The following is a 20,071-nucleotide window of genomic DNA, read 5'->3' on the forward strand; positions in this document are numbered from 1 at the left end:
TGATTTGAAACGTGTGGTCGGTCATTTGAAGCGACAAGCGTGTCATCCCGCCGAGAAAAACGGCTTGCCAAGCGACGCGGGCGCATTCAGACGAATTGTGTTCGGGTTGCGCGAAATCAGCACGAGCACGACGACGGTCGCAACGTACGGCAGCATCGCCAGAAACTGCGTCGGCACCGGCACGCCGATGGCCTGAGCGTAAAACTGCAGACCCGTCACCGCGCCGAACAGCAGCGCGCCGATCAGGAGACGCCCCGGGCGCCATGTCGCGAACACCACCAGCGCGAGCGCGATCCAGCCGCGGCCCGACGTAAGCTGCTCCTGCCACAAGTGCAGGTTGACGATCGAGTAATAGCCGCCGGCGAGACCCGCCATGCCGCCGCCGAAGGCCACCGCACCGTAACGCACGCCGACCACCGGAAAGCCGACCGAGTGCGCCACTTGCGGCGATTCGCCGACCGAACGCAGCACGAGGCCTGCGCGCGTGCGGTACAGGAACCACCAGATCACCGCGAACATCAGAAACGCGAGGTAATCGAGCGGCGTGAGGCTGAAGAGCGCGGGGCCGAGCACCGGGATCTTCGAGAGACCCGGAATGGTCCACGTGTCGATCGTGGCGCGCACCGCGGCCGACGTGTACGGCTTGCCGACATAGGCCGACAGACCAATGCCGAAGATCGTCAGCGACAGGCCGGTGGCGACCTGATTGGCGAGCATGGTCAGCGTGAGGAACGCGAACAGCAGCGACATCGCGAGACCCGCGCCGATCGCGGCGACCACGCCGAGCCACGGGTTGCCGGTAATGGCGGTGACCGCGTAGCCGGTCACGGCGCCTATCAGCATCATGCCTTCAACGCCGAGATTGAGAACGCCCGATTTCTCGGTGACGAGTTCGCCCGCGCCCGCGAACATCAGCGGGATTGCGGCGGTGACGGCGCTCGAGGTGAGCGCGCTGGCTTGTTGAATATCCATGGAGATCCGCCGGGAAAATCAGTGGGCCTGCGCGGCGGCGGAGCGCCGGCGCACGCGGTAGTTCACGAACAGGTCGGCGCCCAGCAGGCAGAACAGCAGCAGCCCCTGGAACACGCCGGAAAGCGCCTGCGGCAATTGCATCGAGGTCTGCACCGCTTCGCCGCCGAGGTACAGCAGCGCCATCAGCAAGCTCGCGAGCACGATGCCGACAGGATGCAGCCGCCCCACGAACACGACGATGATCGCGGTGAAACCGTAGCCCGGCGACCATGTCGCCTGCAACTGGCCGATCGGACCGGCGATCTCGCCCATGCCGGCGAGACCCGCCAGACCGCCGCTGATCAGCAACGACGTCCAGATGGTTTTCTTGTCGGAGAAGCCGGCGTAGCGCGCAGCGAGCGGCGCGAGACCGCCGACGTTCATCCGGTAGCCCGCGAAGCTCTTACGCATGAACAGCCACACGCACGGAATCGCGATCAGCGTGATGAACACCGATGCGTTCAGCCGCGTGCCGCGCAGCCATTTCCAGTGCCAGTCGCCGGAAAAGGTCGGGTACAGCGCGTCGCCGCTGAACATCTCCGAAAGCGGGAAGTTCATGCCCTGCGGATCGCGCCACGGGCCGCTCACCAGATAGATCAGCAACTGCGTGGCCACATACGTGAGCATCAGGCTGACGAGAATCTCGTTGGTGTTGAAGCGGCTTTTCAGCAGCGCGGGAATCGCGGCCCACACCATGCCGCCGAGCACGCCGGCGATCATCATGGTCGGCAGAATCCACCAGCCGGTGGCCTGATCGAAATAGATCGCGACGCCGCTGGCGGCGATACCGCCGAGCAGCATCTGCCCTTCAGCACCGATGTTCCAGACGTTGGCGCGATAACCGATCGCGAGGCCGAGGCCGATCAGGCACAAGGGCGAAGCCTTCAGCAGCAGTTCGGACCAGCCGTTCACGCTGGAGAGCGGTTCGATGAAAAACGCGTGCATGGCTGCGAGCGGATCACGGCCGACCAGGCTGAAGATCAGGAAGCCGATCACGAGCGTGAGCAATGCGGCGATCAGCGGCACGGCGATCTGCATCGTGCGCGAGGGCGTCGTGCGTGCTTCGAGTCGATACGGAAGAATCATGGGAGCGTGTGCTTATGTGAGTGCTTGTATCTGGTTCTGGTGCTTATGGAGCTTTAGCGTCGGTCAGCTATCCGATCGCGCATCGATCCGTTCAGGCATGCGCCGGCTGTTCCGCCGACGGCGCCGCGCCCTCGCGGTCGCCGAACAGGCCCGCCATCCAGCGGCCGATTTCCTCGGCATTGGTCGCCCCCGTGGCACGCACCGGCGAGAGTCTGCCACCGGCCAGCACCGCGATGCGATCGCAGATGTCGAACAACTCCTCCAATTCTTCGGAGATCACCAGAATCGCCACGCCGCGGGCGGACAGGTCCAGCAACTGCTGACGAATAAACGCTGACGCGCCGACGTCGACGCCCCAGGTCGGCTGCGCGACCACCAGCACCTTGGGCGCCTGCAGAATCTCGCGACCCATGATGTATTTCTGCAGATTGCCGCCGGAGAGACTTTGCGCCAACGCTTCCGAGCCGCCGCAACGCACGTCGAAGGCTTCGATACAACGCTTGGCGAAAGCGCGCATGGCGCCCGCCTTGATCCAGCCAGAGTTCACCATCTGCTGTCGATGCGCCGTAAGCAGCGCGTTTTCCGACAGCGTCATCGCCGGCACCGCGCCGCGGCCCAGGCGCTCTTCCGGCACAAAACCGAAACCGAGCGCGCGCCGGCCGCCTGCGCCGAGGCGCCCTGCCGCTTTGCCGCAGATGGTGACCGCATCGGCTCGGACGCCGCGCTTTTCACCGGAGAGCGCCGACAGCAATTCGGCCTGGCCGTTGCCCGACACACCCGCAATGCCGAAGATCTCACCCGCATGCACGCCGAACGACACGTTATTGAGCGACGTGCCGAACGGATCGTCGCTTTCCACCGACAACTGCTTCACGTCGAGCAACACCGCACCCGGCGTGTGTTCACGGCGCGTGTAATCCGGCAGCGAATGACCGACCATCAGTTGCGCTAGCGACGCGTGCGTTTCTTCTTTCGGCTTCACGTGACCGGTCACGCGGCCGCCGCGCATTACGGTGGCGGTGTCGCACAGCTCCTGGATTTCGTCGAGCTTGTGGCTGATGTAGAGGATGCTGCAACCTTCCGCAGCGAGCCGCCGCAGCGTCGCGAAGAGCTTGCGGACCGCTTGCGGCGTGAGCACCGAAGTCGGTTCGTCCATGATCAGGAGACGCGGATTCTGCAGCAAGCAGCGCACGATCTCGACGCGTTGCCGTTCACCCACTGTCAGGCTATGCACATGACGTTGCGGGTCGATGTCGAGGCCGTAGTCGGCGGAGACTTCGCGGATCCGTTTAGAGAGCGTCTTCAGATCGAAGGGTTCGTCGAGCGCGAGCGCAATGTTTTCGCCGACCGTGAGCGTCTCGAACAGCGAAAAATGCTGGAACACCATGCCGATGCCGAGCTTGCGCGCGGCCGCCGGGCTCGCGATCTCGACCGGCTGGCCTTCCCATTGGATCTCGCCAGCGTCGGGCCGCACCGCGCCGTAGATGATTTTCATCAACGTGCTTTTGCCGGCGCCGTTTTCGCCGAGCACGGCATGGATTTCACCCGGCGCGACGATCAACGTGACGTCGTCGTTGGCGCGTACGGCCGGGTACTGTTTGGTGATGCCCTGAAGCATCAACCGGGGCGCCGCCTGTTCCGGCCTGTTTGCCGGCTGCGCGGCGGCGCCGTCGCTATAAGAAGAGTCGCTCATGTGATTCCGTAGTACGTCAGAGACCGCCGGTTGCAGCGCGTCCGCCCGCCCTGTCAGCAGACGATCCGTCACCACAACCGGATGACAATACCTAAATCGACCGGCTCAGTCGAGCCGTCAAAATTCCCCGCAAACCCCCGTCGCAGCGTGCTCTGCGGGTATCCCACTCTTGACGTGGCTTTGTGTTCATATTAAAAGCCATATACACCCACGCCCGCTCGATCAGCCAGAACATATATTTCGGAGAAGTCATGAGTCAGCAACGCGAGGCGATCGATACGTATCTATTACGCGTCTTGCACACCCTGTTGATGGAACGCAGCGTCACGCGCGCGGCCGTCAAACTGAATCAATCGCAACCCGCCATCAGCGCGGCCCTGCGCCGTTTGCGCGACATCACCGGCGATCCGCTGCTGGTGCGCGGCAAATCCGGCATGGTGCCGACCGAGTACGGCCTGCGCCTGCTCGAACCGGTGCAAAACGCGCTGCGCGAAATCGAACGCATCAAGTTCCAGCAGCACAACTTCGATCCCGCCACGTCCATTCGTTGCTACCGGATCGGCTGCCCGGACTACCTGAACGTGCTGTTCGTGCCGACGGTGGTGGAACGCTTTCGTCAGGCCGCGCCGAACGCGACGCTCGAGTTTCACTCGCTCGGGCCGGCGTTCGACTACGAACTCGCGCTCGAGGACGGCAAGCTCGACATCGTGGTCGGCAACTGGCCGGAACCGCCGGAGCAATTGCACCTGTCGAACCTGTTCGTCGATCAGATCGTCTGCCTGATGAGCAATGCGCATCCGTTCGCCAAACGCGGCGGCTTGACGCTCGACCAGTACCTGAATGCGCCGCATCTTGCGCCTACTCCTTACTCGGTGGGCCAACGCGGTGCGATCGACGTGCATCTCGCGCGCGAGCGGTTAAAGCGTCACGTGGTCGTCACGTTGCCGTACTTCAATCTGGCGCCTTACGTGCTGATCAAGTCCGATCTGATCTTCACGACCACGCGCCTGTTTGCCGACTACTACGCCAAGTTCCTGCCGCTGACCGTGGTGCCCGCACCGCTCGATTTCCCGCCGATGCAGTACTACCAGCTTTGGCACGAACGCGTGCATTACTCCGACGAAGTGCGTTGGCTGCGCAGTCTGGTTGCCGAGGCGACCAAGACCTTGATCGACAAGCCTTAATCTTTTCTCTGCGCTCTATCGGCATCTTTGCGGATGCCGATAGAGCCGCTTCTTCTACTTCGCCCTTACTCCGTCATCAGGCTGCCGCTTCGTAAAGCGTCTTCGCCAACCGGTTGTGCTGCTCGATGACCGGTCCGAGTTCCAGCGTCGTCAACTGACCATTCTTCACCACCACCTTGCCGCCGATCACGCTATGGCTCACCTGCGACGGCGCGCAGAACACCAGTGCCGCGACCGGATCGTGTAATGCGCCCGCAAACAGCGGCTGACGCAGATCGAAGGACACGAAATCCGCTGCCATGCCCGGCGCCAGTGCGCCGATGTCGTCGCGGTTCAGCACCTTCGCGCCGCCTAGCGTCGCAATCTCCAACGCTTCACGCGCGGTCATCGCGTCCGGTCCGAAGCCGACTCGCTGCAACAGCAGCGCCTGGCGCACTTCGGCGACCATATGCGCGCCGTCGTTCGAGGCCGAACCGTCGACGCCCAGACCCACCGGCACACCGGCGAGGCGCATCCGCTTGACCGGCGCAATTCCCGACGCCAACCGCATATTCGAGCACGGGCAATGTGCAACGCCGGTACCTGTGCGAGCAAACAGCTCGATGCCCGCATCGTCGAGTTGCACACAGTGCGCGTGCCATACATCGTGACCGACCCAGCCGAGGTCTTCCGCATACTCGGCCGGCGTCATGCCGAACTTCTCGCGGCTGTACGCGATGTCGTTGACGTTTTCCGCCAGGTGCGTATGCAGCGACACACCGTAATGCCGCGCCATCACCGCCGATTCGCGCATCAGATCGCGGCTCACCGAAAACGGCGAGCACGGCGCGACCACGACACGCAACATCGCGTAGCGCCCCTCGTCGTTGTACGTCTCGATCAGCCGCTGCGTGTCCTTCAGGATGTCCGCTTCACGCTCGACCACCGAATCCGGCGGCAAACCGCCGTCCTTCTGCCCCACACTCATGCTGCCGCGTGCCGCATGAAAACGCATGCCGATCCGTTGCGCCGCGACGATGCTGTCGTCGAGGCGGCTGCCGTTCGGGTAGATATACAAATGGTCGCTCGAGGTCGTGCAACCGGACAGCAACAGCTCGGCCATCGCCGTCAAGGTCGAGACTTCGATCATCTCCGGTGTGAGGTTCGCCCACACCTTGTAGAGGTTGGTCAGCCAGCCGAATAGCTCGGCGTTCTGCGCGGCCGGAATCGCGCGCGTCAGGCTCTGATACATATGGTGATGCGTGTTCACCAGACCCGGGATCACCAGGTGGCCGCGCATGTCCAGCACTTCGTCGGCCGTTTGCGGCAATTCCGCCGTCGGTCCAACCGCGACGATGCGGTTGTCCTCGATATACATGCCGCCGTCGCGCAGTTCGCGCCGGGCGCCGTCCATCGTGACCAGCACGTCCGCGTGCTTCACCAACATCGTTTTCTTCGGCTTGATAGCCGCCTGCTCCATCGTCATTCGTTTCTCCGCTTCATTGCTTCCGTGCAAAGCCGTTCGAACGCGATGTGACGGCACGCCAACCGTGCCGCCGCGTCCCGTCGAACGCCGTTGGCCCGGTTACCCAGCGTGTTTCCGCCGTCTTCGGGGTGTGCCGCGCTTCGCTTGTGTTTGCTGCGGCGCACAGGTGTAACCTTCGACGGTCAAAATAATGCTGACAACTCGCGCCGGTGCGATACCCAACCTCACGCTGCCGATATAGTGGGCCTTTTTTGGCGCCGGTACGATCCGCCGGTAGATGAAATGCATGGCAATAGTCGAACAAATCGACTCAAATTGGCTTTCAACAGGCTGTCTGTCATGCGCCAGGTATTATCTTTCCTATCTCGCGCGCGCTGACGTGAACATCCTTTTTACAATGGCTGCCACGGCGCTCGCTTCAATTCGCCGACGGGTATGTAGCCACTGACGTGGAGCCTCGATCCGCCGCAACGTATTCTGGATCGGGCCGCCGCCGAAACCTCGCATTCACATAAGGAAAATTGCGAATGGGAAAGCTCACTACCCACGTGCTCGACACCGCGAACGGCCGTCCCGGCGCGGGCATCAAGGTCGAACTCTTCGCGCTCTCCGGCGACACCCGCCGCGCGCTCAAAACCACCACCACCAATGACGACGGCCGCTGCGACCAGCCGCTGCTCGAAGGCGACGCATTGGTCCCGGGCGAATACGAACTCGTGTTCGGCGCCGGCGACTACTTTGCATCGATCGGCACGAAGGTGCCGGAGCCGCGTTTTGTCGATCGCGTCGTGTTGCGCTTCGGCGTGGCCGATGCCGGTGCGCACTATCACGTGCCGCTCCTGGTATCGCCGTGGTCATACAGCACCTATCGGGGCAGTTAAGTAGGCAACTGCGCGAACAGAGCGTATCGATAGGCGTTGGAGGAAGACGAGGTTGAAGTCGCGCGGTATTTGCGAGCGCGCCCGATTGCACTGTGCGGATCGTTGGAGACACCCGCGAAGCGCAATCGAACGCGAGCGACTCGACCCGAAGTTCCAATAAAAAACGGCGCGGTGCGAACTGAGTGCACCGCGTCTCTCACCCCGCAGTCTGCGCAGCGACACCGTGCATGCCGGCGACCCGTCAGCCGGGTCACCGAAGGCGTAACCAGGGCACAAGCGTCGTTGCGCGTACAACGAATCAGAAGTGGAGGAGTTTCATGGAAGGCTTTATCACCGACTGGCTGAACCTGGCATTGCGCTGGTTCCACGTCATCGTCGCCATCGCGTGGATCGGCGAATCGTTCTATTTCGTCGCACTCGACAACAGCCTGAAACCGCCTACCGACCCGAACCAGCGCAAGCGCGGCGTGTTCGGCGAGTTGTGGCACGTGCACGGCGGCGGCTTCTACAACATGCAGAAGTACACCGTCGCGCCGCCAGAAATGCCGGACGACCTGCACTGGTCCAAGTGGCCGTCGTACACCACGTGGCTGTCGGGCGCGAGCCTCTTCACGGTGCTGTATCTGCTTTCCCCGTCCACGTACCTGATCGACAAGAACGTGCTCGACATGGGCCCGGTGGTCGCGGTTGCTTCGGCACTCGGCTTCCTCGCTGCAGGCTGGATCGTGTATGACTCGCTGTGCCGCCTGCTCGGCAACAAAGACAAAGTGCTCGGCATCTGCGTCGGCATTTATGTGGTGATCGCGGCGTACCTGGCGTGCCATATCTTCGCGGGCCGTGCGGCTTACCTGATCATGGGCGCGATGCTGGCAACGATCATGTCGGCGAACGTGTTCTTCGTGATCATCCCGGGTCAGCGCAAGATGGTCGCGGCGATGCTCAAGGGCGAAACGCCGAACCCGATCTACGGCAAGCGCGGCAAGCAACGTTCGGTGCACAACACGTATTTCACGCTGCCGGTGGTGTTCGCGATGCTGTCGAACCACTATGCGATGACGTATACGAATCGGTTCAACTGGGTCGTGTTGCTGATGATCATGCTGGCCGGCGCGCTGATTCGCCAGTTCTTCGTGATGCGTCACCGTGGCCAGGTGCTGTGGTACTTGCCGCTGGTGGGTATCGTGCTGATGTTCGCCGCCCTCTTCTCGACGATGCCGAAGCCGGTCGTGCCGCAAGCACAAGCTGCGAATGCGCCGAGTATCAAGGTGGCCGATATCGCGCCGGTGCTGCAACAACGCTGCGTGGCATGCCACTCCGCCCATCCGACGATGATGGGCAGCGCTCCGGCTGGCGTGTTGCTGGATACGCCGGACGAGATCTCGCAGAACGCGCAGCGGATCTACCAGCAGGCAGTGACCTTGAAGGCGATGCCGCTGGGCAACGTCACGCACATGACCGACGACGAGCGGATGAAGATCGCCGCGTGGTTCGAAGGCGGTGCGGTGAAGTAAGGCGTTGGTGGCCGGGTGTTGCGCCCGGCTTTGCAGAACCTTGGCAGAACATGAAGCGGGCTTTTCGCGTGAGCGGAAGCCCGCTTTTTTGTTGATCGTTCTCAAGAGGAATTGGCGCGCCGCGCGGGCGTCGCTCGTACCACCGTCGCGTGTGTGGAAACGCTGGTCAAAAACGATATGAGCGTGTCGGTGCTGGTGCGCCTGCTCGAAGCGGCCGGCTATGACCTCAAGTTCGTCGTCCACGGTCACGGGCGAACGCTCGAAGATATTCTGGCTGAACAACGCATGCCGGACGCGGACTCATGAGACTCGATGTACGAGATTGCGCCCCGCAGTGCGATAGTCCGCAAATGAAAAAAGCCCACAGCATGCGCGCTGTGGGCTTTTTTATAACCAACTTACTCAACGTACGACGCTAAGGCAACGACCTCAAACGGTCACCGCACTCAACGCATCTTCGGTAAGCCAGAGCGACTCGGCCAGATCCTGTTCGTTCAGGTTCAGTCCATCTCCGCCACGATCGACGACGATAAAGTCGCTCACGTCGCCCAATGCGATCAGCGGGTGGTGCCAGACGCCCTTCGCATAGTTCACACCTTGCCAGCCGCTCGTCACGAACGCACGAATCTGCTGCGGGTCCAACTCGCCAGCCGGCGCCACGACCACCAGATACGGCTTGTCGTTCAGCGGCACGAAGGCCTGGCTGCCCAGCGGATGACGTTCGAGCATCTTCACTTCGAACGGCAACGTGCGCGGCTGACCCCGAAACAGGTTCACCAGCGTGCGGCCGTTCTCGTCGGCCACGTCCACCTTCGCGAGATCGTGATAGCGGATCGTGGTGCCGAGGTTGATCGGAATCTGCTTCGCGCCTTCGAGTTCGATCACGTCGCCGAATGCGGCGAACGCTTCCTTCGTCAACGGTTCGATCGCCAGCGTTTTCATGATGCGAGCGTGCCCCACAGACGCAGACGCGACACGCCGCCGTCCGGAATGATGTTGAAGCGCACGTGCGTGACCGGACCCAATGCAGCGATTTCGCTTTCGAAATAGTGCTGATTGTCCATCTTCAGCTTCTGTTCGCCCAGCAGCACCGGCCAGAACATGGCTTGCGTAATCAGCGAGCTGTCCGTGCCGCCCGTCACATAAGCGGCCTGGATCGAACAACGGTCCGGATAGTTGCCCTTGAAGTGAGCCGTATCGACTTCAATCTTTTTGATCACGCCCGGTTGCGCCAGCGCGACGATCGCCCAGTCGTTGCCCGGTTCACGGCGGCGGCGCGTTTCCCAGCCGTCGCCCATGTTCACGCCGCGGCCCGGCATCAGAATCGTCGATGCAGCGCCGAAGTGCTGGTTGTTCGCCGCGACCAGATACGCGCCGTTTTCCATCGCGGCCAGGTCGAACTGCTCCGTGCGGCTTGCGCCTGCCCAGTCGACTTGCGGCTGGCCATACACACGCAGACGCGCAATCCCGCCGTCCGGGTAGATGTTCACGCGCAAGTGCGTGTAGGCGTTCGCGTCGCTGACTTCGTGATAGTGGTGGCTGTTGCCTTGCAGCGTGGTAGACGGGACGATTTCGGTCCATTGCGTGGACTGGTTCGGCACGCCGTCCACGACGCGCGCAGCCTCAACCGAAGCCGCCGGCGGGAAGTTGCCCGTGAAGTGGCTGGTGTCGAGGTCGAGACCCTTGATCACGCCCGGACGCGCGAGCTTCACGACGCACCAGTCGTAACCGTTGGCGCGCTTGCGGCGCGTTTCCCAGCCGTCCATCCACTTGCCGTTGTCGTCGTACTTGCCCGGAATGAAGACGGCCGGTTCCGGATTCAGCATGCGTTCCTTCGGTGCGAAGAAATCGTCGCTGGCCTCGAGCGCCTGCGCGCCCAGACGCGGGTCCGCCAGGTTCACATAGCGGCGCGTGAATTCCGGTGCGTTGGGGTCGAGAATCGGGAGTGCCATCTTTGTCTTCCTTAATGTTTGTTGGTACTGAAAAAACGTTTCGGTTCGAGGTCCGCGACGCGTAGTTGAAACCTTACGCGTCGATCAGGTCGTCGAGCCGGAAACGTGCGATGCGGTAGATCTGATCTAGGCTCGCGCGCAATTCGTCGGCGCGGCTGTTGTTCACGCGCGCCTCGAAGTTCGCGATGATGCCGTGGCGGTCATAACCGCGCACCGCGAGGATGAACGGAAAGCCGAACTTCTCGCGATAGGCGCTGTTCAACGCCAGTAGCCTGTCGAATTCTTCCTGCGTGCACTGGGCAAGGCCCGCGCCGCTCTGCTCACGCGTGGATTCGGCCGTCAGTTCGCCGCGCACCGCAGCCTTGCCGGCGAGCTCCGGGTGTGCATTGATCAACGCCAGTTGCTTCTCTTCACCGGCCGTCTCGACGATGTTCGACATCTTGCTATGCAGTTCGTCGATGCTGACAAACGGCCGTTGGAGCGCGGCAATTTCCGCCACCCACGGCGAGTGCTCGAAAATGCCCGACAGCGCTGCGACGAACGCGTCGGTCGAGGTGCTGTTGAGTTGATCCAGAGTGTATTGCATCGCCTTCATGCCGCTGCCCCGCGGTTGTTTTGTTGGTAAGGGTGATGTTCGCGCCAGTGACGCGCGATATCGACGCGCCGCGTCACCCACACGCGATCGTGCTGTTCGATATGGTCGAGGAAACGTTGCAGCGCGCGGAAGCGACCCGGGCGGCCGAGCAGACGGCAGTGCATGCCGATCGACAGCATCTTCGGTGCTTCGTCGCCTTCTTCGTACAGCACGTCGAATGCGTCGCGCAGGTACGTGAAGAAATGGTCCGCGGTGTTGAAGCCTTGCGGGCTTGCAAAGCGCATGTCGTTGGTGTCGAGCGTGTACGGCACGATCAGTTGCGGGGTCTTGGCGCCCCCCGTCACGTCGACGTCCATCCAGAACGGCAGATCGTCGCCGTAGTAATCCGAGTCGTACAGGAAGCCGCCGTATTCGGCGACCAGCCGGCGCGTGTTGGGACTGTCGCGGCCGGTGTACCAGCCAAGCGGCCGCTCGCCGGTGATGCGCTCGATCGCTTCCATGCCGAGGCGCATGTGCTCCGCCTCTTTTTCCGGCGACACGTCCTGATAGTGGATCCAGCGATAGCCGTGACAAGCGATCTCGTGACCGAGCTCGACGAAAGCGCGGCCCAGGTCAGGATGCCGTTCGATCGCCATGCCGACGCCGAACACCGTGAGCGGCAGGCCGCGCTTTTCGAATTCGCGCAGGATGCGCCACACGCCTGCCCGCGAGCCGTATTCGTAGATCGACTCCATGCTCATGTGACGGGACGGATACGACGCCGCGCCGACGATCTCCGACAGAAACTGCTCCGAGCCCGGATCGCCGTGCAGCACGCAGTTTTCTCCGCCCTCTTCGTAGTTCAGGACGAATTGCACCGCGACGCGCGCTCGACCCGGCCAGTTCGCCTGCACCGGGTGGCGGCCGTAGCCGATCAGATCACGTGGATAGTTCGAGTCGAGTGGCATGGTTTGACGAAAGCGTGGAGACGGACCGTAAAAATCGCGCGGAACTCACGTGACAGGCACGTAGGTTTGCGTGCGTTCTGCATGCGTGTGTGCGTTTGCCTGCATTTGCCTGCGGTTTTTGCTTCGCAAGCAGGCCGGCGCGGGCGGAAACAACCCTGAAAAAGCGGCACCAGAAGCAGCAATAAAATAGCATTCGGGTACCAGCGCCGAGTGGGACCAGTGTAGCGAAAACACCCGGGTGCGCCCATACACCCGGGCAGATAGTGCGTGTCAGACTGGATGTATGTGCGAAGCCGGCCCCACCGGGCGTTCCGTGGTGTTTACCCGCAGTAAACCACCCGAATTTGCACTTTCCGTGGCGCTTGCGGCCGAACCGCGCGGTGGCTGCGGATTTGGGTCCGCATCGGTCGGACTGAAGGCTTCCAGGGCGCCGTCGTAACGCTTGGCCAGCGGCCGCGCATAGTCGCCCCGCTTGGCTGTCGACAGCCGCAGCGCGACCAGCGCCTCGGTCCATTTGACCGCCGCGGTCACGCCTTCGATCACAGGCGCGCCCAGCGCATCTTCGATCTCCGCGCACAATTCGGCCATGCCGGCGCAGCCGAGCACGATCGCGTCCGAGCCGTCCTCCTCCAGCGCGCGCCGGCATTCGTCGAGAATGATGCGGCGCGCCGCCGAGCCCGGCTTGTCGAGATCGAGCACGGCGACGTCGGTCGCGCGGACGTTGCGGCAGAAGCGCTTCATGCCGTAGCGCTCGGCGAGATGCCACGCCATGCCGCAGGTACGCGCCAAGGTGGTCACCACCGAAAACCCGGGCGCCAGCACGCTTGCGGCGTGCATCGCCGCTTCGGCGATGCCGATCACCGGACCGCGCGCCAACTCGCGTGCCGCGTATAAACCGGGGTCGCCGAAGCAGGCGATCACATACCCGTCGCAACCCTCACGTTCGCCGGCGATGACCTCGGCCAGCAAACCAGGGGTCGCCAGAGCCTCGTCGTAGTAACCTTCGATTGATGGCGGCCCCATTGTCGGATTGACCGCAATCACTTCGGTGCCGGGTGCGGCGACATCACGCGCGCAGCGGCCCATCGCTTCGGTCATGCGTTGCGTCGTATTCGGATTGATCAGTTTGATGCGCATAGCGACTCCTGTTGCGGCACTGACTCAGCGAGCCAGCATGCGGTAGAACACAGCACCCAATCCAGCCCCGATAAACCACGAGAAATTGGCTAGCCCGTCGAGCGTCGGCGCCATCACGCAGATCACGGCGATGACCGCAGCCGGCAACAAGGCAGCCACCGCGCGGTAGTTGACACCGTTTTTGTACCAGTACGAACCGCTCGGCGAGACCGAGTAAAGATCATCGAGTACGATCTTTTGACGCTTCACGAGGAAATAATCAACGATCAGGACACCATACAACGGCCCAATGAAACTGCCCAGTACGTCGAGCGTATAGTGAATTACAGCGGGATTGTTAAACAGGTTCCACGGCGTGATGAAAATCGATGCCACCGCCGCGAGCATGCCGCCCGCACGCCAGCTGATCAAACGCGGCGCGACGTTCGAGAAGTCGAAGGCCGGCGACACGAAGTTAGCGACGATGTTGATGCCGATGGTCGCAATCGTGAAGGTCAATGCACCGAGAATCACCGCGGTCGGATAGTCGATACGACCCACCGTTTCGACCGGGTCCGTGATCAGTTGGCCAAACACCGGCAGCGTCGCCGCGGTTGTAACCACCGTCACCAGCGAGAAGGCGAGGAAGTTGACCGGCAAGCCCCAGAAATTACCGCGCCGCACGCTTCGAAAACTCTTGGCGTAGCGGGAGAAGTCGCCGAAATTCAGCATCGGTCCGGAGAAGTACGACACCACCAGTGAGGTTGCCGTGATCATCACCGGCACCACTTCCATGCCATGATATTTGACACCGCCCAGGTTGATGCCGATGTTTCGCCATCCTGCGCGATACACCATGTAGCCCGCGAGAATGAACATCACCACATAGACCGCTGGACCGGCGAAGTCGATAAACTTCTTGATGGTCTCCATGCCGTGCCAGAACACCAGCGCCTGCAATACCCACAGCAACATGAAACCGGCCCAGCCCAAGGTGGAAAGGCCCATGAAACCATGGTGATGCAGATCCGCGTACGGCAACAGTTGCGGGACGAATTTCAGCACCACAATTACCAGTGCGCTCGAAGCCAAATAAGTTTGGATTCCGTACCATGCCACCGCAATCAAGCCGCGAATCACCGCAGGAATATTCGCGCCAAGCACGCCGAACGTTGCGCGGCAGGCCACCGGATAAGGCACGCCGTTCGCCTGACTCGGTTTGGCAATCAGGTTGCAGAGCAGGTTGACAATCGTAATGCCGACCAGCAGCGCGATCAGCACCTGCCAGCTCGTCAGCCCAAGCGCGAACAGACTGCCCGCGAACACATAGCCGCCTACGCTGTGCACGTCCGACATCCAGAACGCGAAGATGTTGTACGCACCCCAGGTCTGATGACGCAGCGGCGCCAGATCTTCGTTGTACAGCCTTTCGCTGTAGCCTGCTGGCATCGACGGATCGCTGGGCGCGCCGCCGTCTGCGTAACTGGGAATTGCGGGATTGCCGGGCGCTGCACTGAACTGGGCCATGATTCCTCCTTGGGATAGGGACCATCGATAGCGAATCGAAGGACGTTGCATCGGCCATGCCAGCGACCCTTTTCTCCCCGATTGGAAAACGGGAGCTTCGAGCCAACTGATTAACCGTGCCGCGGATGTCTCCATACTTGATGTACTTGTGGTTATCGCACCGCCTGTCGCCGCGAATTCCCGGCGATGCGTTACTACTCCAAGGCTGTCATCCCGTGACGGCCACGCGTGCGCAAGCCGGCAGCGCTCACGCAGAGCCGCCTTGCAACGCCTGATTCGGTTCAGTTCAATTCAGTGCGGCGCGCACCAGCAACGGGCGCACACCGGCCGCTTGCCTCAGCCTGGCGCGGACTTGGGTCTGGCTGCTTCCTTCGACGCGCCGCCAAGGGCGCCAAACACTTCATGCAGATCGGCCGCGCCACGTGCGGGGCGCTCCAGCATCTTCAACTCGACGCTTTGCAAATGGCGCGACATCAATGCCGCCGCCTCTTTGGCATCGCCGGCGTCGAGCGCGGCGAGAATCGCTTCATGATCTTCGAACGAGCAAGGGCTGCGTCCGAGCGACTCGTACAGTGCCGAAATCAGCGTGGAGCGCGCCACCAATCCGTTCAGGCAGTCGCACAGCACAGCGTTGCCGGTGAGCCCGGCCAATTCGGTATGGAACTCGCCCGAGAGGCGAATCCACGCCGGAAAATCACGTGTTTCGAACGCTTTGCGTTCACGGCCGATCATGCTGCCGATGCTCTTCAAACGGCGCAGGCCATGACCGCCGCAAATCTTTTCAACCACGGCCAGTTCGATGATCCGGCGCATTTCGAACACTTCATGCACTTCCTGCAGCGACGGGCTGGCAACAAACGCACCTCGATTCGGTTCGAGGTCAACGAGGTGGTCGGTGGCCAGTTGCGCGAGCGCCTGCCGGATCGGGCCGCGCTTCACGCCGAATACTTCGCATAACTGTGCTTCTGTCAGCTTGGCGCCAGGCGCTAACCGATGCTCGAGGATCGCGGCGCGGATGCGCTCGGCGATCGTTTCGGCTTTCGGACCATTCGCGGCGGCGGAATCTGTGTCGGACATGATGTGCGTCTCGGTATGGTTGTCATCATAGGATGGACATAAAGATTGTCAACAATTTTTGTCTTGAATTTCGACAATCTGGACGCCCGGACCATCGCGTGGCTTGGCGGATAGCCCGCAAAGGCCTTACTCAGCTTCACTACCAGTTTAATTAATGTATGGGATGGTCGTCTATTGGAGACGGTTTTTGTCAACAAAGTGAGGGGCCTCCATGGGGCCGTTCTGTCGGGAGTCGCCCTGAATAGTTGACCGTTAGTTGCATTGTAGGCTCAAAAAGAAAGCGGGCAAACGCCCGCGTCCCTACTCCGCGCCGCTTCAGGCAAGGGTCGGATAGCCCGATAACGACAGTTTGAACCCATGCGCATTGGCGACGAGGTGCGCGTCCGCGCCGACAGGCAGCGTCAGCATGTTGGGAACATGGCCGAATTGCAGACCGGTAATGACCGGAATCCCGATTACCGAGCGCACCTGCTCGATCATTGCGTGCAGATCGTAACCATTGTCGTACTCGTACGATTTGCCGCCGGAGAAATCGCCGAGCACAAGCGCCTGCTGCTGCGCGAGGATGCCCGAGAGGTGCAATTGATAAAGCATCCGCTCGAGCCGGAACGGCTGCTCGTTGATGTCTTCGAGGAACAGAATGCCGCCCTGTACCGGCGGCATGTACGGTGTGCCGATCAGCGATGTCACCACCGCCAGATTGCCGCCCCACAACATGCCCGTCACATCGGCAGTCTGCGCTTGCGGCACATTGCTCGTCACCGTCATGGTCGGCCGGGTCAGCGCGGACCAGAAGTGCTGCATGGTGAACTCGCTCAGATCTTCCGCACCGAAGTCGCTCATCAGCATCGGCCCGCCGAAAGTTTTCAAACCGGCGCGTGCCAGCAAAGCAAGCTGCACCGCGGTGAAATCGCTATGCCCCACTAGCGCGACCGGCTGATCGGTCAGCCGCCGTTGCAGCCCTTCGTAGTCGAGTCCATGAAGGATGCGCGCTGCGCCGTAGCCACCACGCACGGCGAGCACGATGTCGGGCAACGCACGCGAGGGGTCCGCCAGCCGGTTCAGATCGGCGGCACGCTCGCCGTCGGTGCCGGCGAAGCGCTGGTAACGGCGCTTCGTCGCCTCCACACCTTCGACGCGATGCCCCTGCGCATGCAGTCGGTGCAACGCGCGATGCAACACCTCGGCATCATGCGGATATCCGGACGGCGCGATCAACTCGATGGTGCGATGGACGGTCATTGGCAAGACCTGTTGGACGTTGTTGTTTTAGAGCGGCTCAGGCGGCCCCGGTTCGTTGCCTGCTTCGGCGCGTGCGTCGATGCCTGCGTCGGGATGGGCTTCAGCGTGTGCTTCGCTGCATGCTGTGGTGTGCGTTTCGGTGTGCGCGTCCGGGCGTGCTTCGCCGCTTGCAACGACGTGCGCTCCGCCCCGTGCCGCCGCGCGTGCTTCACGGCTTGCGCGCCGCCGCTCGGCGAAGAACGATTTCAGCGCTGCACCGCATTCGGTTTCGAGCACGCCGCCAGTCACCGTGGTGTGGTGGTTCAACTGCGGATTCGCAAATGCGTCGACGACACTGCCGCACGCGCCGGTTTTCGGATCGCGCGCCCCGAACACAACGCGTGCGATCCGCGCGTGCATGATCGCACCGGCGCACATCAGGCAAGGTTCCAGCGTCACATAGAGCTCGCAGCCCGGCAGACGATAGTTTTCGACAGCTTGCGCGGCTGCGCGCAAGGCGATCATTTCCGCATGCGCCGACGGGTCGTGCGCACCGATCGGATGATTGAATCCTTTGGCGATGACTTCGTCGCCCCGCACGAGCACCGCGCCGACCGGCACTTCACCCGCTGCGCGAGCCTCTTCGGCTGCGGCCTGGGCGAGCGCCATGAAGCGACGATCACGCTCCGACACAGGCGGTGCGGGTGATTCGCAAGATGTGGAGGTATCGATCAGCATCGTGGCGGCCGCCGCGGGCGCTGGCGCATCGGAATCAACGGACCCGGCGTGGCCAGCCGGCAGTGTTGCCGCCTCAGCCGATTCGCCGGACTCGACAGACCCCGGATCTCGCGAGGCGCAGCGGGCAAGCGGCTCGCTCACTGCGAACCCGCATCGGCCATAGTGAGGTTGCCAACGCGCTCCGAGAGCCGCTCGGCAATGCGGCGGCAATACTCGCGCGGCAGGACCAGCGGGCCGCCGCGCAGCGATTCAAGCGCCATATCGAGCGCCAGCATGCGCGCCTGGAGACGGCAGCGGGTGGTCTGGTCACTCACAGCATTGAGCTCCGCCTGCAGGTCGCGCAAGGCGCGCAGCTGCTCGACAGCCGGCGGCACGAAGCCCGCATTCTTCAAAATCCGGTTGGCGACGCGCACTTCCTCCGGGACCAGTGCATCGTCCTCGAAAGGCAGCGGCGCGCCCGCGCCCGGCAAATCATCGAACTCACCGCGCGCGGCTGCGACGGCAATACGCTGTTCGACTAACGCATCAAGCAATTTCATCTGCGGTCCACTACGTTGCGGCCCAAGCATTCTATCAGGGAGCGCGCGACGGTTTTGACTGTCTGACCGACGAATCCCCCTGGTTTTCAGATTCTGCGTATTTGAGGGGCGCATGGTGTGAATTAGGGTGGAGGGTTGCCGGCGCCGCTGCTTCCCACCCAAGAAAACTTACGAATATCTTTCATCACGCACAGCGAAAACGGCCACTCGGCCTTGCCATTGCCCAGCTCATGGAGTCCACTTACGTTATGCAATCCGGAATCACCGCCCACCACGCCGACACAGCACTTCCCACTTGCGCCGCACGCTGCGATCCGCGCCTGAGCGCGTTGACAGCGCGGCTTCGAAAGCACGCCTTCAAACGATATCTACACACGACAATGATCGCTATTGCCATGGCGGTCACGCTATCAGGCTGCGGCGTGTTCTGCGGAGGCGCAGGTGGAAGCGGCGGCGGCTTTGCCGGCGGTTGCGCAACCGGCGTGCGGTTCTAGTCCGGCGCAACGTCTCCGCGATTCATCGTGAACGAGCCGCTCCTGCATCGCCACGCATCCCGAAGGCCGACGCGAACCCGTACATTCACCCGGCTGCCAATGCCCAACGCGCCAGAACGACATGCCGGGTACGGCCGAGCAGGCTGTGCACCAGCGCAAACTCACGCACGTTCCAACTGACGGCTTCGACAGGACGTGTCGCGATCGGGGGCATGCCGTAAGCAAGGGTCACGTGCGGGGTGTACGGCGTATTCGGCGAGACCGCACGATCCCCAAATCCAGCGTTCTGCAATGCCAGTCCAAGTGCATCGTGAAGCGCGTGGAGTCCAATAACGCCCTCGCCCCCACCCAACACCAGCGGCCCCGGCCGCGGCTTAATTGCAAAACTGACCGCACTGTCGAACTCGACACTAAAGGGCTCCATGCTGATCGATGCGGCCGCGTTCATGGCTGCATCCACTCGTGCCGGTGGCAAGCCGCCCGCGAAATTCCCGAGATGTAGCAACGTGACGTGCAAGCGGTTGGCCGCGAGCGGTTTGCTCTTCGAGCGTGTCTCTGAGCAAAGCTGTTGTGCCAGCTTCGCGATTCCAGTTGCCGTGCGCATATCCGGAAAGACGGCGAAGAACAGGCCGTCGGTCGGCACAGGCGGCGCCTCGAGTCCGGGCAGCCAGAGTTGCTCAGGCATGGCGCGCCTGAATGGGTGACGCAGACATTTCGATGAAACTCCTCGCATCGATGCGGGCTAGCTCACGCATCGGAAAATTTTTCACGACTCGATGGGGCGAGGCGAGATTCAGCACACCCGCGCATCCCGCGCCCGTTCACGCCCAATGAACTTGCACTCACTGTGCCGTCCACGCACGATACTGTACATTCATACAGTATCGATGACAACGTGGAATCGCTCAGGACGCTGGAAGGACTGCCCGACGCAGCGAAATGCCCAGGCTTTTGAGCATGCCCGGCACACGAAAAAAGGGCGCCGCAGCGCCCTCTTCCGTGACTTCAATTCATCTCCGACGCGGGCTCGACCG

Annotated in this window: 18 protein-coding genes and 1 pseudogene; 4 read left to right on the forward strand and 15 right to left on the reverse strand. The window is 62.3% G+C overall.

Features of this window, described 5'->3' with window-relative positions; all coding sequences use genetic code 11:
- Positions 1 to 42: 42 nt before the first annotated feature.
- From BM438_RS25750 to BM438_RS25760, 3 genes are all read right to left on the reverse strand, one after another.
- Positions 43 to 972, reverse strand: coding sequence for an ABC transporter permease (locus BM438_RS25750; RefSeq protein ID WP_093639799.1), 930 nt, complete (start codon positions 970 to 972; stop codon positions 43 to 45).
- An 18-nt stretch (positions 973 to 990) separates the two neighbouring features.
- The gene (locus BM438_RS25755; protein ID WP_093639802.1) at positions 991 to 2,097 is read right to left on the reverse strand and encodes an ABC transporter permease; all 1,107 of its coding nucleotides are present in this window, start codon (positions 2,095 to 2,097) and stop codon (positions 991 to 993) included.
- Between the two features lie 91 nt (positions 2,098 to 2,188).
- On the reverse strand, positions 2,189 to 3,790 hold the full coding sequence (locus tag BM438_RS25760; protein ID WP_093639805.1) for an ABC transporter ATP-binding protein: 1,602 nt from the start codon (positions 3,788 to 3,790) through the stop codon (positions 2,189 to 2,191).
- A gap of 251 nt (positions 3,791 to 4,041) precedes the next feature.
- Between BM438_RS25760 and BM438_RS25765 the strand changes: the two genes are divergently transcribed.
- Positions 4,042 to 4,974 carry a LysR substrate-binding domain-containing protein gene (locus BM438_RS25765; RefSeq protein ID WP_012433318.1) on the forward strand — a complete coding sequence of 311 codons (933 nt, stop codon included), beginning with the start codon at positions 4,042 to 4,044 and terminating at the stop codon, positions 4,972 to 4,974.
- 76 nt (positions 4,975 to 5,050) lie between these two features.
- On the opposite strand, the gene BM438_RS25770 is transcribed toward BM438_RS25765, so the two are convergent.
- On the reverse strand, positions 5,051 to 6,439 hold the full coding sequence (locus BM438_RS25770) for an 8-oxoguanine deaminase (RefSeq protein WP_093639808.1): 1,389 nt from the start codon (positions 6,437 to 6,439) through the stop codon (positions 5,051 to 5,053).
- A 527-nt stretch (positions 6,440 to 6,966) separates the two neighbouring features.
- On the opposite strand from BM438_RS25770, the gene uraH reads away from it, so the two are divergent.
- The 3 genes and pseudogenes from uraH to BM438_RS25785 all read left to right on the forward strand — a co-directional run.
- The gene (gene uraH / locus BM438_RS25775) at positions 6,967 to 7,320 is read left to right on the forward strand and encodes a hydroxyisourate hydrolase (RefSeq protein WP_074283346.1); all 354 of its coding nucleotides are present in this window, start codon (positions 6,967 to 6,969) and stop codon (positions 7,318 to 7,320) included.
- A 317-nt stretch (positions 7,321 to 7,637) separates the two neighbouring features.
- Complete coding sequence (locus BM438_RS25780; protein ID WP_093639811.1) at positions 7,638 to 8,831, forward strand: urate hydroxylase PuuD; 1,194 nt, start codon at positions 7,638 to 7,640, stop codon at positions 8,829 to 8,831.
- A 99-nt stretch (positions 8,832 to 8,930) separates the two neighbouring features.
- Positions 8,931 to 9,137 (forward strand): annotated as a pseudogene (locus tag BM438_RS25785) (helix-turn-helix domain-containing protein); the annotation flags it as partial.
- Positions 9,138 to 9,260: 123 nt separating this feature from the next.
- Here BM438_RS25785 and BM438_RS25790 read toward each other — a convergent pair.
- The 11 genes from BM438_RS25790 to BM438_RS25845 all read right to left on the reverse strand — a co-directional run bounded on the left by BM438_RS25790 (position 9,261) and on the right by BM438_RS25845 (position 19,722).
- The gene (locus tag BM438_RS25790) at positions 9,261 to 9,773 is read right to left on the reverse strand and encodes an ureidoglycolate lyase (protein WP_093639814.1); all 513 of its coding nucleotides are present in this window, start codon (positions 9,771 to 9,773) and stop codon (positions 9,261 to 9,263) included.
- Positions 9,770 to 10,783, reverse strand: coding sequence for an allantoicase (gene alc, locus BM438_RS25795; protein WP_093639817.1), 1,014 nt, complete (start codon positions 10,781 to 10,783; stop codon positions 9,770 to 9,772). The genes BM438_RS25790 and alc overlap by 4 nt, the downstream gene beginning before the upstream one ends.
- A gap of 73 nt (positions 10,784 to 10,856) precedes the next feature.
- Positions 10,857 to 11,378, reverse strand: a complete 522-nt coding sequence (gene uraD, locus BM438_RS25800; protein WP_093639820.1) for a 2-oxo-4-hydroxy-4-carboxy-5-ureidoimidazoline decarboxylase — start codon at positions 11,376 to 11,378, stop codon at positions 10,857 to 10,859.
- On the reverse strand, positions 11,375 to 12,325 hold the full coding sequence (gene puuE / locus BM438_RS25805) for an allantoinase PuuE (protein WP_093639823.1): 951 nt from the start codon (positions 12,323 to 12,325) through the stop codon (positions 11,375 to 11,377). The genes uraD and puuE overlap by 4 nt, the downstream gene beginning before the upstream one ends.
- A gap of 270 nt (positions 12,326 to 12,595) precedes the next feature.
- Positions 12,596 to 13,462, reverse strand: coding sequence for an aspartate/glutamate racemase family protein (locus tag BM438_RS25810; protein ID WP_093639826.1), 867 nt, complete (start codon positions 13,460 to 13,462; stop codon positions 12,596 to 12,598).
- 24 nt (positions 13,463 to 13,486) lie between these two features.
- On the reverse strand, positions 13,487 to 14,968 hold the full coding sequence (locus tag BM438_RS25815) for an NCS1 family nucleobase:cation symporter-1 (RefSeq protein ID WP_093639829.1): 1,482 nt from the start codon (positions 14,966 to 14,968) through the stop codon (positions 13,487 to 13,489).
- 336 nt (positions 14,969 to 15,304) lie between these two features.
- The gene (locus BM438_RS25820) at positions 15,305 to 16,045 is read right to left on the reverse strand and encodes a GntR family transcriptional regulator (RefSeq protein ID WP_054035315.1); all 741 of its coding nucleotides are present in this window, start codon (positions 16,043 to 16,045) and stop codon (positions 15,305 to 15,307) included.
- 315 nt (positions 16,046 to 16,360) lie between these two features.
- On the reverse strand, positions 16,361 to 17,287 hold the full coding sequence (gene ldcA, locus BM438_RS25825) for a muramoyltetrapeptide carboxypeptidase (RefSeq protein WP_093639831.1): 927 nt from the start codon (positions 17,285 to 17,287) through the stop codon (positions 16,361 to 16,363).
- A gap of 27 nt (positions 17,288 to 17,314) precedes the next feature.
- A complete protein-coding gene (tadA, locus tag BM438_RS25830; RefSeq protein WP_234487075.1) occupies positions 17,315 to 18,004 on the reverse strand; it encodes a tRNA adenosine(34) deaminase TadA in 690 nt (229 codons plus the stop codon).
- Between the two features lie 137 nt (positions 18,005 to 18,141).
- On the reverse strand, positions 18,142 to 18,543 hold the full coding sequence (locus tag BM438_RS25835) for a DnaJ family domain-containing protein (protein WP_093639833.1): 402 nt from the start codon (positions 18,541 to 18,543) through the stop codon (positions 18,142 to 18,144).
- A 579-nt stretch (positions 18,544 to 19,122) separates the two neighbouring features.
- Positions 19,123 to 19,722, reverse strand: coding sequence for a 2'-5' RNA ligase family protein (locus BM438_RS25845; RefSeq protein ID WP_093639837.1), 600 nt, complete (start codon positions 19,720 to 19,722; stop codon positions 19,123 to 19,125).
- Between the last annotated feature and the right edge of the window lie 349 nt (positions 19,723 to 20,071).

This window comes from Paraburkholderia aspalathi (genome assembly GCF_900116445.1).
GTDB classification, from domain to species: domain Bacteria; phylum Pseudomonadota; class Gammaproteobacteria; order Burkholderiales; family Burkholderiaceae; genus Paraburkholderia; species Paraburkholderia aspalathi.

Bases quoted from the DNA above. Each gene is read 5' to 3' on its own strand.
- BM438_RS25750 (WP_093639799.1), bottom strand. From the start codon at position 972: ATGGATATTCAACAAGCCAGCGCGCTCACCTCGAGCGCCGTCACCGCC.
- BM438_RS25755 (WP_093639802.1), bottom strand. From the start codon at position 2,097: ATGATTCTTCCGTATCGACTCGAAGCACGCACGACGCCCTCGCGCACG.
- BM438_RS25760 (WP_093639805.1), bottom strand. From the start codon at position 3,790: ATGAGCGACTCTTCTTATAGCGACGGCGCCGCCGCGCAGCCGGCAAAC.
- BM438_RS25765 (WP_012433318.1), top strand. From the start codon at position 4,042: ATGAGTCAGCAACGCGAGGCGATCGATACGTATCTATTACGCGTCTTG.
- BM438_RS25770 (WP_093639808.1), bottom strand. From the start codon at position 6,439: ATGACGATGGAGCAGGCGGCTATCAAGCCGAAGAAAACGATGTTGGTG.
- uraH (WP_074283346.1), top strand. From the start codon at position 6,967: ATGGGAAAGCTCACTACCCACGTGCTCGACACCGCGAACGGCCGTCCC.
- BM438_RS25780 (WP_093639811.1), top strand. From the start codon at position 7,638: ATGGAAGGCTTTATCACCGACTGGCTGAACCTGGCATTGCGCTGGTTC.
- BM438_RS25790 (WP_093639814.1), bottom strand. From the start codon at position 9,773: ATGAAAACGCTGGCGATCGAACCGTTGACGAAGGAAGCGTTCGCCGCA.
- alc (WP_093639817.1), bottom strand. From the start codon at position 10,783: ATGGCACTCCCGATTCTCGACCCCAACGCACCGGAATTCACGCGCCGC.
- uraD (WP_093639820.1), bottom strand. From the start codon at position 11,378: ATGAAGGCGATGCAATACACTCTGGATCAACTCAACAGCACCTCGACC.
- puuE (WP_093639823.1), bottom strand. From the start codon at position 12,325: ATGCCACTCGACTCGAACTATCCACGTGATCTGATCGGCTACGGCCGC.
- BM438_RS25810 (WP_093639826.1), bottom strand. From the start codon at position 13,462: ATGCGCATCAAACTGATCAATCCGAATACGACGCAACGCATGACCGAA.
- BM438_RS25815 (WP_093639829.1), bottom strand. From the start codon at position 14,968: ATGGCCCAGTTCAGTGCAGCGCCCGGCAATCCCGCAATTCCCAGTTAC.
- BM438_RS25820 (WP_054035315.1), bottom strand. From the start codon at position 16,045: ATGTCCGACACAGATTCCGCCGCCGCGAATGGTCCGAAAGCCGAAACG.
- ldcA (WP_093639831.1), bottom strand. From the start codon at position 17,287: ATGACCGTCCATCGCACCATCGAGTTGATCGCGCCGTCCGGATATCCG.
- tadA (WP_234487075.1), bottom strand. From the start codon at position 18,004: ATGCTGATCGATACCTCCACATCTTGCGAATCACCCGCACCGCCTGTG.
- BM438_RS25835 (WP_093639833.1), bottom strand. From the start codon at position 18,543: ATGAAATTGCTTGATGCGTTAGTCGAACAGCGTATTGCCGTCGCAGCC.
- BM438_RS25845 (WP_093639837.1), bottom strand. From the start codon at position 19,722: ATGCCTGAGCAACTCTGGCTGCCCGGACTCGAGGCGCCGCCTGTGCCG.